The sequence below is a fragment of the Rothia sp. ND6WE1A genome, from assembly GCF_001683935.1.
GTDB lineage: Bacteria > Actinomycetota > Actinomycetes > Actinomycetales > Micrococcaceae > Rothia > Rothia amarae.
In genome coordinates, this window is sequence record NZ_LXTU01000031.1 from 66,816 (window position 1) to 83,347 (window position 16,532).

At 52.8% G+C, this 16,532-nt stretch carries 11 protein-coding genes and 1 riboswitch; all 11 genes read right to left on the minus strand.

Features of this window, described 5'->3' with window-relative positions; all coding sequences use genetic code 11:
* Window positions 1–19 precede the first annotated feature (19 nt).
* The 11 genes from A7E48_RS03655 to A7E48_RS03705 all read right to left on the minus strand — a co-directional run bounded on the left by A7E48_RS03655 (window position 20) and on the right by A7E48_RS03705 (window position 16,530).
* Window positions 20–1,501 carry an L-serine ammonia-lyase gene (locus tag A7E48_RS03655; RefSeq protein WP_068169611.1) on the minus strand — a complete coding sequence of 494 codons (1,482 nt, stop codon included), beginning with the start codon at window positions 1,499–1,501 and terminating at the stop codon, window positions 20–22.
* A 149-nt stretch (window positions 1,502–1,650) separates the two neighbouring features.
* Window positions 1,651–2,766, minus strand: coding sequence for a glycine cleavage system aminomethyltransferase GcvT (gene gcvT, locus A7E48_RS03660; protein WP_068169614.1), 1,116 nt, complete (start codon window positions 2,764–2,766; stop codon window positions 1,651–1,653).
* 101 nt (window positions 2,767–2,867) lie between these two features.
* A complete protein-coding gene (gene gcvP / locus A7E48_RS03665) occupies window positions 2,868–5,714 on the minus strand; it encodes an aminomethyl-transferring glycine dehydrogenase (RefSeq protein ID WP_068169617.1) in 2,847 nt (948 codons plus the stop codon).
* Between the two features lie 155 nt (window positions 5,715–5,869).
* Window positions 5,870–5,978: riboswitch (glycine riboswitch) on the minus strand.
* A gap of 108 nt (window positions 5,979–6,086) precedes the next feature.
* A complete protein-coding gene (locus tag A7E48_RS03670) occupies window positions 6,087–7,304 on the minus strand; it encodes a nitrate/nitrite transporter (protein ID WP_068169619.1) in 1,218 nt (405 codons plus the stop codon).
* Window positions 7,305–7,371: 67 nt separating this feature from the next.
* On the minus strand, window positions 7,372–8,124 hold the full coding sequence (gene narI / locus A7E48_RS03675) for a respiratory nitrate reductase subunit gamma (protein WP_068169621.1): 753 nt from the start codon (window positions 8,122–8,124) through the stop codon (window positions 7,372–7,374).
* Window positions 8,121–8,864, minus strand: a complete 744-nt coding sequence (gene narJ, locus A7E48_RS03680) for a nitrate reductase molybdenum cofactor assembly chaperone (RefSeq protein WP_068169625.1) — start codon at window positions 8,862–8,864, stop codon at window positions 8,121–8,123. The genes narI and narJ overlap by 4 nt, the downstream gene beginning before the upstream one ends.
* The gene (gene narH / locus A7E48_RS03685; RefSeq protein ID WP_068169629.1) at window positions 8,864–10,501 is read right to left on the minus strand and encodes a nitrate reductase subunit beta; all 1,638 of its coding nucleotides are present in this window, start codon (window positions 10,499–10,501) and stop codon (window positions 8,864–8,866) included. The genes narJ and narH overlap by 1 nt, the downstream gene beginning before the upstream one ends.
* Window positions 10,501–14,256, minus strand: coding sequence for a nitrate reductase subunit alpha (locus A7E48_RS03690; protein ID WP_068169633.1), 3,756 nt, complete (start codon window positions 14,254–14,256; stop codon window positions 10,501–10,503). Before A7E48_RS03690 ends, narH begins: the two co-directional genes overlap by 1 nt.
* A gap of 95 nt (window positions 14,257–14,351) precedes the next feature.
* Window positions 14,352–15,530 carry a ThiF family adenylyltransferase gene (locus A7E48_RS03695; protein WP_068169636.1) on the minus strand — a complete coding sequence of 393 codons (1,179 nt, stop codon included), beginning with the start codon at window positions 15,528–15,530 and terminating at the stop codon, window positions 14,352–14,354.
* A 6-nt stretch (window positions 15,531–15,536) separates the two neighbouring features.
* Window positions 15,537–16,034, minus strand: coding sequence for a molybdenum cofactor biosynthesis protein MoaE (locus A7E48_RS03700; RefSeq protein WP_068169638.1), 498 nt, complete (start codon window positions 16,032–16,034; stop codon window positions 15,537–15,539).
* Window positions 16,024–16,530: a MogA/MoaB family molybdenum cofactor biosynthesis protein gene (locus A7E48_RS03705; protein WP_068169641.1), complete on the minus strand. Its 507-nt coding sequence runs from the start codon at window positions 16,528–16,530 to the stop codon at window positions 16,024–16,026. Before A7E48_RS03705 ends, A7E48_RS03700 begins: the two co-directional genes overlap by 11 nt.
* Between the last annotated feature and the right edge of the window lie 2 nt (window positions 16,531–16,532).

Sequence of the window (16,532 nt, forward strand, 5' to 3'; positions counted from 1 at the left end):
AGGATCTATCGGAAGTCTTTTAGCACTCGACGACGTTTACCGCCAAGCCGCCCATAGACGTTTCTTTGTAACGGGTAGACATATCTTCGCCCGTTTGGCGCATCGTCTCAATGACCTGGTCCAGTGAGACGCGGTGTTCGCCGTCGCCACGCAAAGCCATTTTCACAGCATTGATAGCTTTCGCTGCAGCCATTGCGTTACGCTCGATGCAAGGAATCTGCACCAATCCACCTACGGGGTCGCAGGTCAAGCCCAGATTGTGTTCCATCGCAATCTCTGCGGCGTTTTCAATCTGCTCATTTGAAGCGCCCATCACCTGAGCGAGTCCAGCAGCCGCCATCGATGAAGCGGTACCCACTTCACCCTGACAACCCACCTCCGCACCAGAGATAGAAGCACGCTTCTTATAGAGCGCTCCCACAGAAGCAGCAGCAAGGAAGAAATCAACGACAACCTGTTCCCGCTTTGCTTGACCACAACCACGAATTCCGTCAGTGTAATTCATCGCATAATGCAACACAGCAGGAATGATGCCCGAAGCACCGTTAGTAGGAGCAGTCACGATTCGACCGCCAAAAGCATTCTCTTCATTGACAGCCAAAGCAATGAGGTTGACCCAGTCAAGAGCGTACTCAGGTGACTTCTGCGGATCTTCACTCACCAAATCTCGGTGCCACTGAGCTGCACGACAACGCACCTTCAAAGCACCCGGAAGGTAACCAATACGAGAGAGGGAAGAACCAACGCATTCACGCATTACTTGGTAAATATGCAAGATGCCTTCGCGGATTTCTTCTTCACTACGTACCGAAAGCTCATTCTGCATCTTCAAAGCAGCGATAGAGAGCCCCGCTGAATTAGCCATATCCAGCAATTCTGCACCTGATCCGAAGGGGTAAGGCGGGTTTTCCAAGCTAGAACCGCCGGTAGCTTCTTCATTTTCTTCAATAATGAATCCGCCACCGATAGAGAAGTATGTGCGCTCAAGCAAGAGCTCCTCCCCCGACCATGCGGCAACCTTAATGCCGTTGGTATGACGGGGCAAAATCGTCAGTGGACGAAGCGTGATATCGGATTCTTTATAGGTAACGACCGGACCATAAATCAACTTCTCGGTCGAAGCTGGAGCACCGCCAGCAAAATCCGCTGAGGCATAGCCTGCCAGGGGTAGAACACCGTCTACCGAGTTATTGGCCATCAGCTGTTCAGCTTCCCCAATGTTAATTGTCTCAGGAACAAACCCCGCAAGACCCTTGATAGCTGCGCTCATGGTGCCGTGGCCAGCACCGGTAGCAGCCAACGAGCCATAGAGGTCAATATGAACCCGATCCACGCGATTAAAATTACCGCTATCAATAAGCTCCGAGATAAACCGGTTGGTGGCGCGCATGGGCCCAACGGTGTGAGACGACGACGGGCCAACACCGATTGAGAAGAGTTCGAACACCGATATGTCATGCTCTAACGCCTCGGCCTTAATCTGTGCAGAACTAATATCCATACACTTTCCTTCCACCCTAAAAGTTATAAGTAAGCTCTATCCATACTAGGGTTTAGAGCACTTTGGCAGTTCAGCCCGAGCACATATGAAAGTACCCGGGCTGAACTGTAATATTTATTTACCTCTCACGAGAGGAAATACAGCACGAACTAAGATTCGCGCTTGTAGAAGGGCAAAGCGACAACGTCGAAAGGAGCCTTCTTGCCGCGAATATCAACGTCCACGGTAGTACCCAATTCTGAATGATCCCGGTTAACCAGAGCCATTGCAACGGGGTAACCCAACGTCGGTGAAGGAATACCGGAGGTCACCTCACCGATAACAGTTTCCCCATCTACCAGCTTGGCACCGCCACGAGCAGGACGCTTTGCCTGAGCCTTCAAGCCTACGAGGATACGCTCAGATTCGGTTTCCGCCAATTTTGCCAGAGCCTCACGACCCACAAAATCAGCTTTTTTCTTCTCCAAAGCGATTTCGACCAGGCGACCAAGACCGGACTCGAAAACCGAAATATCCTTGCCCAACTCGTTACCGTAAAGCGGCATACCTGCTTCAAGACGTAACGAGTCACGCGCTGCAAGACCTGCGGGCTTAATGCCGAATTCTTTACCAGCCTCAGCTGCAGCGTCCCAAATCTTTGCAGCTTCTGCGTTAGGAACGTAGATTTCAAATCCGTCTTCACCGGTGTAGCCGGTGCGAGCCAACAGTACTTCTACTCCCCCAAACTTCACAGGAAGAGAAGCGTAGTACTTCAGTTCCTTAATAGCTTCGGCATCTGAAGGATCCATTGCCAAAAGTATCTCTTCTGACTTCGGTCCCTGAACTGCCACCAAAGAAGTTTCAGCAGACTCATTCTTGAGCTCGACGTCGAACCCTTCAGCGCGTGCCTGAAAAGCTTCAAAGTCAGTTGCAACGTTAGAAGCGTTAGGCACTACCAAGAATTCTTCTTCGCCCAGGCGGTAAGTAATCAAATCGTCAAGGATTTTGCCGTTCTCATCAACAAGAATCGAATACTTAGCTTTACCCACCTTGAGGATGCCCATGTTGGACACCAGGGTGTAGTCCAAGTATGCAGCGGCATCAGGACCAGTAATGCGGAATTCGCCCATATGGGACAAATCGAATAGACCGGCAGCTGAACGAACAGCTTTGTGTTCTTCAACGTCGTTCTCATATTTCAAGGGCATATCCCAGCCGCCGAAATCAGTGAATGAAGCACCAAGAGCTTCGTGCTTTTCATAAAGGGAAGTTTTCTGCGGAGCCATGATGACTCTCCTTTCAAGGATGTATCAAATCAGGTGGAATCCCTCTGCGGTGAATAATTCCACCTGATTCGATAAGTTCTCAGCTAAACAGCTATGAACCTTTAGCTAGCTTCGGTTACCTCAATGTCAAATGCTTCCATCGGAGGGCATTCGCATACGAAGTTACGGTCACCGTTAGCACCGTCGATACGACCGATGGGAGTGAAGTACTTGTTGCGGTGCAACGAAGGTACGGGGAATGCAGCTTCGCTACGGGGGTACTTACGATCCCACTCGTCAGCAGAGACAACCTCAACGGTGTGAGGAGCATTGCGGAGCACCGAATCTTCAACAGAGATGTTGCCATCAGCTACATACTTGATTTCGTCAAAGATAGTGCTCATTGCGGTGATGAAGCGATCCAGTTCAGCCTTGCTTTCGGACTCAGTAGGCTCAACCATCAAGGTTCCCGGTACGGGGAATGCCAAGGTGGGTGCGTGGAAGCCGTAGTCCATCAGACGCTTGCAGACGTCTTCTGCAGTAACTCCGGACTGGGCGGTCAGCTCGCGCAAATCCAGAATGCATTCGTGAGCTACCAAACCGCCAGGACCGGTGTAGAGCACGGGGAACTTCTCGCCCAGCTCGCGGGCAATGTAGTTAGCATTCAAGATAGCGTATTCAGAAGCGCTCTTGAGACCTTCGGCACCGGACATCGCAATGTACATCCAGGTAATGGGCAGAACGCCTGCAGAACCAAACATTGCCTGAGAAATAGGCAACGAAGCACCTTCAAGCTTGCCCTCTTCATCTGCAAGGTAGCCATCACCAGGCAGGTACTTCTCCAAGTGTGCGCCTACAGCAACAGGACCAACACCGGGACCACCGCCACCGTGAGGGATAGAGAAAGTCTTGTGCAGGTTCAGGTGGGAGACGTCGCCGCCGAACTGACCGGGCTGTGCAAGACCCATCTGCGCGTTGAGGTTAGCACCATCAACGTAGACCTGTCCGCCTGCTTCATGAACCAGCTTGCAGACCTCAACCACCTTGTCCTCAAATACACCGTGGGTTGAAGGGTAGGTAATCATGATGCCGGCAATCTTATCGCCGTACTTTTCAATCTTTGCTTTGAGATCCTCGACGTCAATGGAGCCATCTTCAGCGGTAGCAACACCAGCGACGTCCAGTCCAGCCAAAGCAGCCGATGCTGCGTTGGTGCCGTGAGCAGACATGGGGATGAGCACGATGCTGCGCTGGGTATCGCCGTTGTCCTCATGGTAGGCACGGATAGCGCGCAGACCAGCGTATTCGCCGGATGCACCCGAGTTAGGCTGCAATGAAATTGCATCGTAACCGGTGATGGCTACGAGCCAGTCCGAAAGCTCATCAATGAGTGACTTCCAGCCCTTGGTCTGATCGGCAGGTGCCAGCGGGTGAATGGTGGCGAACTCGGGCCAGGAGATGGGTTCCATCTCAGCAGCAGCGTTCAGCTTCATGGTGCAGGAGCCCAAAGGAATCATGGTGCGATCCAGCGCCAGGTCCTTATCAGAAAGCTGGCGCAGGTAGCGCATCATGGAAGTTTCTGAACGGTACAGGTGGAAGACAGGGTGCTGCATGTACTCATCAGTACGTAACAGGTCTGAAGCAATCTCATACTTGCCAGATTCTGGTAGCTTGCCGCCGAATGCTTCTACCAAAGCGGTCAATACGGTGTCATCATGGGATTCACCAACAGAGATTGAAATGCGATCGTCGTTGATCTTACGGATGTTGATACCAGCGTCTGAAGCCTTCTTTACATACTCATCTGCTTTACCGTCGACGTCGAAAGCTACGGTGTCGAAGAAGGATTCGTGAACAAGTTTCAAGCCGGCACCAGACAGAGCAACAGCTACGCGAGATGCGTTCTCGTGCAAAGTCTCAGCGATCTTCTTCAGACCTTCAGGGCCGTGGTAGACAGCGTAAGCACCTGCGGTAATTGCCAATAGTGCCTGAGCAGTACAAATGTTAGAAGTAGCCTTTTCGCGGCGGATGTGCTGCTCGCGAGTCTGCAGTGCCAGGCGGTAACCGGGGCGACCGGTGGCATCCTGAGAAACACCCACCAGGCGACCGGGCATATTGCGCTGCTGACCGCTATGAACAGCCATGTATGCAGCGTGAGGACCGCCGTACCACAGGGGCAGACCGAAGCGCTGGGTATTGCCGACGACGATGTCTGCACCCATCTCGCCCGGAGACTTCAGCAAGGTCAAAGCGAGCAAATCAGCGTTCACCGTGACCAAGGCATTGCGTTCTTTAGCTTCGTCAACCAACGGCTTAATATCGCGTACTTCGCCGTCGTGACCTGGGTAAGCCAGGATAATGCCGAAGAGGTCGCCCTCTGGCAGACCATCTGCAAAATCGGTGACCACAAAATCAATGCCCAAAGCTTCTGCACGACCTCGCACAACAGACAGAGTCTGAGGCAGGCAACGGGAATCAATAGCGAATTTACCGTTCTTCACCTTGCGGTTAGAACGCTTCATCATGGTTGCAGCTTCAGCTACAGCGGTGGATTCATCCAGCAAAGAAGCGTTTGCAACCTCAAGGCCGGTCAATTCCATCACGGTGTTCTGGAAGTTCAACAAAGCTTCCAGACGACCCTGGGAAATTTCAGCCTGATAGGGAGTGTAAGAGGTGTACCAACCCGGTGCCTCTAGAATGTTGCGGCGTAGAACGGGCGGGGTAATAGCGTCATAATAACCAGCACCAATCATCTGTGCTTTGACGATATTTTGGCTAGCGTATCCAGCTAGCTTTTCCTGAGCATCTCGCTCTGAAAGAGCTTGAGGTAGGTTTAGCGCACTATCCATGCGGATAGAAGAGGGCACTACAGCGTCTACCAAATCACCCAAAGAATCATAGCCAACGGTGCTCAGCATCGATTCGAGGTCGGTATCGCGGGGACCAAGATGACGGTCGATAAATGACATACGAAATACTCCTTGTCAGTTCCAGTTCACGGATGAACTAGAGACCTCCCCACTCTGTTTTTTACCTGCGAGTTTTATCTTCAGCACGAGCGCATGCACGCTATACACCAAAGTTTGCTCCTACGGTGGAGAATGGGTTCTCCTTTTCAGAGTTACCTAACCAAGCGGTACGGGTGCCTGAGAGTTTCCCGGGGAGGTTTTGCTCCTTCGGCGCCGCAAGCTGTGCTTCTTTGCTAGCTCGACGGACTCTCCCGAATGGTATAGCGGTAGTTTATGAACACCTTAAAGTTTGCCATATCACACGCAAAATACGCCATACGATGTTCTGAATCGTATGGCGTATTTGCTACCAGCTAATTTAGGAGTCAGTCGTTATTTCTTGGGTTTTCCACCATTTTTAATAACGAAGGATAGTGCGAGGGAAACAAGGGCCGCCATCATCAGAGCGATCTGTGCCCAGAAGTAGTGACCGTTTGCACCATAAACTGCACCCATGACCAGCGGCGGGAAGTAACCGCCAAGACCACCGGCTGCTGACACCAGACCACCCACGGTTCCGGTTTCTGCCGGTTTGGTAGCTCGCCCTACCCAGCCGAAAACGGTGCCGGTTCCAAATCCGATGAAGATAGCCATCAAAATGAAGAGGGTGTAATACATCGCAGGCGATTCAAACTGCAGAGCAATCAGCACAGACAGTGCCGCAATCGCCAAGAACATGACGATAGTTACCGGGCGGGGTCCGACCTTATCCGCTGCCATGCCACCAAAGGGGCGAGCAATCACAGCGCATGTAGCAAACAGAGCCGCAAAGGTTCCTGCCTGAACTGCCTCAAAGTTGTAGACGTTACCCATGTATGTGGGCAAGTAATTAGAGAAAGCAACAAAAGCGCCGAAAACTACAGCGTAGATAAAGCACAACTCCCAGGTGGTTACCTTCTTTGTAGCAGCCATGATTTTAGGCATCATCGGCTCGGGCACACGCCCTGCAGTCTTCGGAGAATCCTTCATCACGAACCACACGATGACTGCATAAGACAGAGCGATGCACGCAATGATGACGTGGGTGGGGAAATATCCAAAAGCCTTCAACATACGAGGATTGAAGAACGCCGCTACAGCGGTGCCAATCATACCCATGCCGAAAATACCGGTGGCTAGTCCCTTACGGTGCGGCTCATACCAGGACGCCGCGAAGGGAATACCCACAGCAAAGATAGAACCACCAATACCCAGGAAGAAGGCTACAACCAGCAGCAAGGGGAAGCTGGTAGTGAAAGCGCCCACCAAGCCCACGACGAGCACCATAGCAGCGGTGAGAGTCAATAGAGCGGTAAACATAACCCTGCCACCAAAGCGGTCAGTCATCGCGCCCACCGGAATACGAGCAACCGCGCCCACAATAACCGGCATAGCAATGAGCAAACTCAACTGCCCAGGAGTGAGATGAAAGGCTTCCTTGTAGTAAGACTTTGCCAGTGGACCAATCATGGTCCAGCCCCAGAAACCAATCAACGAAGCTAGGGTAGCCATGATGACATTCTTAAGCTGACCCTTCAGTTGTGGATCGCGTTCCACAGTCGTAGTACTCATCTTTTCCTCATTTGTTGATGTGTGTGAAGGAACCTGCCGTACATCTTTTTTAGCTCCTTAGAAATATCTATTTCAGATTGCTACTGTTATCAGATGTTCCCACCGGATCCCAGCCGCGGCGTCGTCCGACCTTTTCTCCCCCGCGTGAGCGGTACACAATATAGGGGCGGAAAAGGTAGTGAATCGGCGCGGTAAAAGCGTGAACCAGGCGAGTGAATGGCCACAGCGCAAAGAGAGCAAAAGCCAATAAGATATGCATTTTGAAGGTGAATGGAATGTCCCGCATCAAACCCACTTCGGGCTGGAACAAGAATAGCGAGCGGAACCAAGGAGAGATATCTGCTCGATAGTTATGCCCGTGATGGCCCTGCATCGCACTGAAAATTGTGACTCCGATACCGAACACAATCACAGCCATCAAAGACACGTACATTATCTTGTCGCTGATAGTAGTCGCCGCAAAAACAGACTTATTAGTACGACGGCGAAAAACCATCACCATCAGGCCGAACAGAACCGCTAAACCAAACGGGATACCCATGATGAGCGCTCCCGCGTGGTACATCTCATCGGTAATCCCCAGAGCGGCAGTCCAGCTCGCAGGAATCATCAGCCCTACAATGTGACCGCCAAGAACACCGACCAAACCATAGTGAAAAAGTGGAGACGCAATTTTAAGTATCTTTGACTCATAGAACTGCGAAGACCTGGTGGTCCACCCAAACTGGTCGTATTTGTAACGCCAGATGGTGCCGCCAATAAGAATGACAATCACCATGTAGGGCAAGACACCCCAGAGGAAAGTATCAAGGATATTCATCGGTGAGCTCCTGACTGAGGTTGAAGAAGGGGAAGAAGACGAGGATCTGAGGCGCCCAAACCCACCTGCTCGGTGGGAGGTCCAAATCCTGCCAATTTTTGAATGTGTTGTACGTCTTCAGGAGATTCCCCCGGCAATGTCGCGCAGATACATTCCACCAAACCGTGAAACGCCAACTTATCATCGCGTAAAGCCAAACGAAGTAACTCCAGAGACGGTCGGTATGCCTGAAGCGCCGCGCGTCCTGACTTACGGTCAATCAGTGCTGCAAACTCCAGGACTAACGGCAGATAGTCGGGCAGCTCACCGTGTAAATCGGTGACCATTCCCGAATCGCGGTACATCTTTTTGAACCGGCCCAAAGCCTCACCCCGACGACGGGTATCGCCCTCGGTCCAGTAGGAAAGGTGTAGCGCGTGACGGCGGGATAGATCATATTCCTGCACATATTCGGCAGCAATTTTTTCTAATGGTGCCGACGCATACCAATCACGAATCTGCTCTACTGCCTCTACGAAAGCGGGGTTATCGATACGGTGAGCCAGTTCCAATAGCTCTGGAATGGTCTGCCGAATCTCCTCAGACGGGTAGCGGAAGAGCACTGAAGATACCTGGTAAATCACCGCATCTTCTTCAGCACCGCTCCCCCAATCCATATCAAAAGGATCCCCGCTGGAGGGGCGGACAGCCTCCGCTTCATCCCCCGACTTTCCCAGCAGTTTTGAAAAGAAACCAGCCACTATTTCGCCCTCGTTGAGCCGGCGGTGTTAGGGAACATCGCATCGGGGCGGCCGTTTCCGTCCCACATGAAGATATTGACCTTGCCGTCTGCACGAGCAGTGTTGGCGTAGGAGCCAGCTGATACAGGGTTGGGGCGAGCGCCGGTGCCGCTAAATGCGTCATCATAGAGCATTCCTGGGCCGCCGTCGCCCTCCAGAGAGCAACCAATTTCTTCGAGGTTATGAGCATCTTCCATATGTGCACGAGGAATCACGTAGCGCTCGTTGTACTTAGAAATAGCCATAAGCCTGTACATCTCATAGATTTGCTCGCCGGTCATACCCACTGCCTCAGCAATTTCTTCTTTGCCGACGCCGCCAAGGGTAATATCTCGCATGTAAGCACGCATTGCTGCGAGCTTTTTGAGGACATCCACCACGATCTTGGTATCACCAGCAGTAAAGAGCTCTGCGAGGTACTCCACCGGAATGCGGAGGGAGTCGATAGCGCCGAAAAGGTTTTCCTGGGACTCAGCATCGTGACCCTGCTCTTTGAGAAGGTCAATGATGGGTGAAAGCGGCGGAACATACCAAACCATGGGCATGGTGCGGTATTCGGGGTGAAGAGGAAGAGCAATCTTCCATTCCTTCGCCAGCTTGTAGACCGGTGACTTCTGCGCCGCTTCAATCCACGACTGCTGGATGCCCTGCTTCTTCGCTTCGCGAATCACTTCAGGGTCAAACGGGTCGAGCATAATATCTAACTGCGCTTCGTAAAGATCTTGATCGTTCTCGACCGAAGCAGCCTCTGTCACGCGATCGGCGTCGTACAGGAAAATACCGATGTAGCGCATACGACCCACGCAGGTTTCGGCACAAACGGTGGGGATACCGTGCTCTAAGCGGGGGTAGCAGAAAGTACATTTCTCAGCTTTACCGCTCTTGTGGTTGAAGTAAATCTTCTTGTAAGGGCAACCGGTAATGCACTGACGCCAACCACGGCAACGGTCTTGGTCCACCAGGACAATGCCGTCTTCGCTACGCTTATAGATCGCGCCGGAGGGGCAGGAAGCCATGCAGGAAGGGTTCAGGCAGTGCTCGCAGATGCGAGGCAGGTAGAACATGAAGGTCTGCTCAAATTCGAACTTGATCTTCTCTTCAGATTCCTGACGGATCTTCTGCACGATGGGGTCTTCGTTACCGGTGACGTAAGTACCGCCAAGGTCATCGTCCCAGTTAGCAGACCAGTCAATAGCGGTGTCCTCACCGGTAATCAGAGACTTAGGCTTAGCGACCGGAAAATCATCACCCAAAGGTGCCGAAATCAGATTCTGGTAGTCATAGGTCCAGGGCTCATAATAGTCGGTCATCTGAGGCTGAATGGGTGAAGCAAAAATGGTGAAAAGCTTCTTGAAACGGTTACCCGCCTTCAGCTCCAGACGCCCCTTCTTATTAAGAGTCCACCCGCCCTTCCACTTTTCTTGGTCTTCATAACGCTTGGGGTAACCCAAACCCGGGCGGGTTTCCACGTTATTGAACCAGACGTATTCAGTACCGGCACGGTTTGTCCATGCTTGCTTACAGGTCACGGAACAGGTGTGGCAACCCAGGCACTTATCCAGTGCCATAATCATTGATACTTGAGCCATTACTCGCATTAGTAGGTGACCTCCTGGTTGCGGCGACGGATAACAGAGACGATGTCTCTCTGGTTACCAGTGGGACCGAGGTAGTTGAAAGCGTATGCCTGGTGAGCATAACCACCAATGAGGTGGGTGGGCTTAACCAAGATACGGGTGACGGAGTTGTGGATACCGCCACGCTTGCCGGTTGCTTCTGACTTAGGAATATCCACCAGACGCTCCTGGGCGTGGTGAACATAGACGACGCCGGTGGGCAGACGGTGCGAAACCACCGCGCGTCCCACGAAAACGCCGTTATCGTTCACACACTCGATCCAGTCGTTATCCTTGACACCAATCTTGGCGGCGTCGTCGGGGTTCAGCCAGGCATGAGAGCCACCGCGTGAGAGCGCCAGCATGTAGAGGTTGTCGTGGTAGGACGAGTGAATGGACCACTTATTGTGCGGGGTCATGTAGCGCACCGCGATAGTGACCTCATCCTGCTGCTCCCCCAGCTTGGGCTGGTTGAAGAGCTGGTTCATGTCCAACGGCGGGCGGTAGGTAGGCATCTGCTCACCCATTTCGCTCATCCAGTCGTGGTCCAAGAAAAAGTGCATACGACCGGTGAGGGTGTGGAAGGGTTTCAACTGCTCGGTATTGAGCGTGAACGGCGCATAGCGACGTCCGCCAGTTTCCGAACCAGACCACTCGGGCGAAGTAAACACGGGACAGGGGCGATCCTGGGTGTCCTTGAAGGTAATGCGTTTTTCCTCATTGCCTTCAGCCAGGTGCACGAACTTCTTGCCCACGCGCTTCTCTAACTCTTTGAAGGCCTTGATAGCTACGGGACCGTTTGAGGTACCTGATAGCGCAAGGATGGTATCGCAGAGCTTGGAATCGGTGTCAATCGCCGGGCGACCTGCACCCTTACCCGAATCCATTACACCGTTCTCCTCGGCGAGCTTTGCCAGCTCGTCGTTGACGTCAACGGTAATTGCCTTGGTCGTCGTACCTAAGGTAGAGAGCAAGGGGCCGACCGAGGTGTACATCTCGTAGAGGGCAGGGTAATCACGTTCGACCATCGCAAAGATGGGCATGTTCTTACCTGGTACACCTTTCTTGCCCTCGTTCTTCCAATCGCAGGAGTGACCACCGGGCTGAGCAATCTGCCCTGGGGTGTCATGCTGCAACGGAACAGAGACCAAATCCTTTTGCGCCGGCAGATGCTTCTTGGACAGCTGCGAGAAGACCCATGCCAATTCCTTGAAAATCTGGTGGTCAGTCTTGGTCTCCCACGGCGGATCGATGGCCGGAGTGAAAGCGTGGATGTAGGGGTGCATATCGGTGGAGGAAATATCGAATTTCTCATACCAGGTAGCGGCAGGGAACACGATATCCGAGGACAGCGTAGAAGAGGTCATGCGGAAATCCGCGGTGACCAACAAGTCCAGCTTACCCTGGGGCGCCTCGTCGTACCACTTAACCTCGCGCGGCTTGCTTTCTACGGTGTCTTTACCCATCACCGAGTTGTGGGTACCCAGCAGGTGCTTGAGGAAGTATTCTTCGCCCTTTGCGGAGGAGCCCAGCAAGTTATTACGCCAGAGCATGAGGGTACGGGGCCAGTTCACAGGGTTGTCGATATCTTCTACCGAGAACTGCAAGCTACCCTCGTTGAGACGATCCGCTACATATGCAGCAGGAGTGTCTGCGGCACCGGATTCAACGGCAGCAGCTGCTTCTTGTGCCAACTGGGTGGGATTTTCATTGAACTGTGGATACATCGGCATCCACCCCATACGGGTAGTACGCGCCACGATATCTGCCGTATGAACGCCCTTCAGCTCACCCTTAGCTAGCGGAGACTGTATTGAATCGGAAGAATAGCCGTCTTGACGCCACTGGTCAGTATGCATGTACCAGAACGAAGTACCTGCCTGAGTGCGAGGAGGGCGAACCCAGTCCAAGGCATTTGCCATATGTGCCCAGCCGGTAATGGGGCGAGCCTTTTCCTGCCCCACGTAGTGAGCCCAGCCGCCACCATTGCGACCTTCACAACCGCACATCTGTAACAAAGCCAAAATAGCGCGGTAGGTAGCGTCGCCGTGGTACCACTGGCAGATACCTGCACCCATGATAATCATGGTGCGACCGCCTGAATCAATCGAGTTCTGAGCGAATTCACGCGCCACACGAATGACAGCTTCTGCAGGAACGGAAGTAATTTCCTCCTGCCAGGCAGGAGTGTACTGAGTTTCGAGATCCTCGAAATCACGGGCAAATTGCCCCGGCAAATGGAGTTGCGGGCGAGCCACACCGTACTGAGCCAAAATCAGGTCAAATACGGTGCACACTTCCATTCCCTCCACCAAAATGGTGGGAACACCACGAGAAACCACATGTCCGGCACCATTGGGGGTATCAAAGGCAGGCATCTTGATTTCAGCCACGCCTGTTGCACCACCGGGAATATCAGCTACTGACAGAGCAGGCTTAATCCCGTCAAGATCAAGATTCCACTTGCCCATATCTTCAGCGTTATAGCGGTGGCCCAAGGTGCCGTTAGGAACGATTACTTCACCTGTCGCGCGGTCAAGAAGAGCCGTCTTGAAATCAGGATCCGCCATCGAGGCACCCTGTGCCAAATCGGCAGCTTTCACAAACTTATGAGGCACCTTGATGCCGTCTTCACGGGTTTCCAATCGAACAAGGAAGGGGAAATCAGTAAAGGTGGTGGTGTAATCCTCAAAGAATTCCACCCGCTGGTCTACAAAGTTCTCTTTGAGAATGACATGGCCCATCGCCATCGCCAAAGCAGCATCAGTACCGGGCTGAGCAGGTAGCCATTCATCGGCGAACTTGGTGTTATCAGCGTAGTCAGGGGAAACAGAGACAACCTTGGTTCCGCGATAACGAACTTCAGCAACCCAGTGAGCATCTGGAGTACGCGTGACTGGGATGTTGGAACCCCACATCATCAGGTAGGTTGCATCCCACCAGTCACCCGATTCACGAACGTCAGTCTGGTCACCAAAGACCTGAGGGGATGCCACCGGAAGGTCGGCATACCAGTCATAGAAAGAAGTCATGACGCCGCCGAGCAACTCGATATAACGAGCGCCCGAAGCATGCGATGCCATAGATTTAGCAGGAATAGGTGAGAAACCGATGTTGCGGTCGGGACCATATTCCTGAATGGTATGAATCTGTGCCGATGCCACCATCTCTAGGGCTTCGGTCCAGGTTCCGCGCACTAGACCGCCCTTACCGCGAGCTTTTACGTAGCGCTCGCGTTTGGCGGGGTCAGTGACGATAGATTTCCACGCCAATACAGGATCGCCGTTATGGATGGCTTTAGCTTCGCGGTACATCTCCAAGAGAGGTCCGCGGATGTAGGGGTACTTCACACGAGAAGGTGAATAGGTGTACCAGGAGAAAGAAGCACCACGGGGGCAACCACGAGGTTCATACTCTGGGCGATCAGGACCGACGGTGGGGTAATCGGTTGCCTGAGCTTCCCAGGTAATAACGCCGTCCTTGACAAAGACTTGCCAGGAGCAGGAACCGGTGCAGTTCACACCGTGGGTGGAGCGCACCACTTTGTCGTAGCTCCAACGGTCACGATAGAAAACGTCGCCGCGGCGCCCGCCTTCACGAAAAACTGCGCGTCCGTCGTCAGATTCGTCCCATTTGGAGAAGAATTTGCCGAATTTGAGGAGTTGGTCCGAAAAGGGGCCGTCGACTTTCGCCCCGGAGGGGGTACTGCGCCCCCTGGTGTTAGCTGTCTCAGTCATACCTCAATCGTACGAAAATTTAGGTATGAAAAATACCAAATAAAAATTTGCGCTAATTAGGGCTTTCATAAGGGAAGAATCTTTGCTTTAGATATTTATATTTTCTGATTCAACCATTGAGCAAGACCACCAGCAATATTAAATGCCCGTTCTGCCCCGTGATTTCGGAAGATTTCCGCCGCCGCAGAGGACCGTGGTCCGCCTGAACAGAAAAAGCCTAAAAGCGCAGTTTCTCCGCCAAAATGCGCAGAAATATAAGCCTTGAGAGTACCCTCTTGCCCCATTTTCTGAAGCTGTCCATAGGGCAAATTAATAGACCCCGGCACTGTCAATGCCAGATGCTCCGCAGGTTCTCGAACATCAATGAGGAAAGTGTTTTCTTTATCTTGGGCGCGCTCAAATTCTTCCCAGGAAAGCTCGTCTAGGGACGAGTTACTGTCCTTCGGGGGAGAAGAAACCGAATTGTGACGGTTTATTAAGTTTGGCTCTTTTTTACCTTTACCCTGTTCTGACTTATCCGAATGCGGCTCCTGCACTTCCTCATTCTGTGCTAGAAGAGGTATATATTCCCAGCGTCCTTCGAGCCCAGAATAGTAGCCCACCTGCCCTATCAGAGGGTTTCCGATTTCGGCAAGAATCTTCAGGGCTTCCATCGCCATAGATGTGCCCACTACACCCGCCAGCGCACCGATGACGCCCGCCGTCGAGCACGTGGGGACAGTTCCAGGAGCAGGTTGAACAGGATAGAGATCTTCATAGACCGGCCCATGACCCTGCCAAAACACGCTCATCTGTGCGTCAAAACCTAAAATCGCCGCCCAGATGTGCGCTATTCCTGCCCGTGCGCAAGCGCGAGATGCGATATAGCGGGTTTCAAAATTATCGCTGCCGTCAAGCACAACCGATGCGCCAGCAAACAGTACATCAACGTTCTCTTCCGTCAGGCGTTTCTCTACTGTTCGCACCGTGATAAACGGGTTCAGCGAGCGCAAAGAGTCCGCTGCGGACTGAGCTTTGGAGTTTTCGACCCGCGAGAACGTATGTATCACTTGCCGGTGCAGGTTGGAAACTTCCACTGCATCGTCGTCAATAATGGTGATAGTGCCTACCCCGGCTCCTGCCAGATAGAGCAAGACCGGCGCGCCCAATCCTCCCGCGCCAATTACCACTGCATGAGAATTTTTCAGCTTTTTCTGCCCTTCCAGTCCGAGTTCGGGCAGAATCATTTGACGGCCGTAGAGCTTATATTCGCTCGGTGAAAAATTCTCGTGCATATTTGCCTAGTTTTGGGTTGAAGACGCCGTGTTGGTGTCGATACCGACCCATTCGACGGAGCCGTCCACCAGTTCTTGTTCTTTCCAGATGGGTACTTCTGCTTTGATCCGATCTGCTGCGTTCTGGCACGCGGCAAAAGCTTGCCCGCGATGAGCCGCCGCTGCTAAGACGGTCAGTGCAGATTCGCCAATCTTTATAGGCCCCACGCGGTGTACCGCCCAGAGCCGAACGCCATCGATTTCCTCAGCGACGCTTTGCACTGTGCGTGCTATGAATTCGCGAGCTTGGGGGTGGGCAGAGTAGGAAAGCCCGGCAACAGCTGCGCCGTGGTCGTGATTGCGCACTATGCCGTCGAAAATGACCAGCGCACCCATTTGGTCAGTCATTACGTGCATTTTCGCAGAGGCGAGGAGGGGTTCCAAGGGCGATTCGGTGATATCGGTGTGCAGAACCAGCGATTCAGAAGGTTCCAGCGCATCGGTGGAGTGAAGGTTAGTGGTCATGGTAATCCTTAAGCTGTCGGCAGATGTGTTCAATGATGGGGTCCAAGACCGCGCAGCCGTCTTTCACTCCCCCACGGGAGCCCGGCAGAGTCATCACAAAGGTTCGGCCAATGACGCCGGCAACCCCCCTGCTCAGTACAGCGGCGGGTGTGCTTTCCATACCCTTTTGCCAGAAGGCATGCATAATTCCCGGGATTTCTTTGTCCAGGTGCGGCCGGACAGCTTCTACCGTTTGATCATCGGTGTTCAATCCCGTTCCGCCTGAGAGCAGAAGGAGGGTCGGCAGATTTCCCTGTTCCACCAAGTCAGCAAAGTGTTCAACGATTTGGCTATCTGCAATCACGGTCGCATCGGGTGTTTCAAAACCTTGCGAGCGCAACCAGTCCACCGCGATTGGTCCTGATTTATCTTCGTAGATTCCTTTGGACGCGCGGGTGGAGCAGACAATGACTAGTCCGCTGCGATTTTCTGGCATGTCGTACGATTCGTCTTTCATTG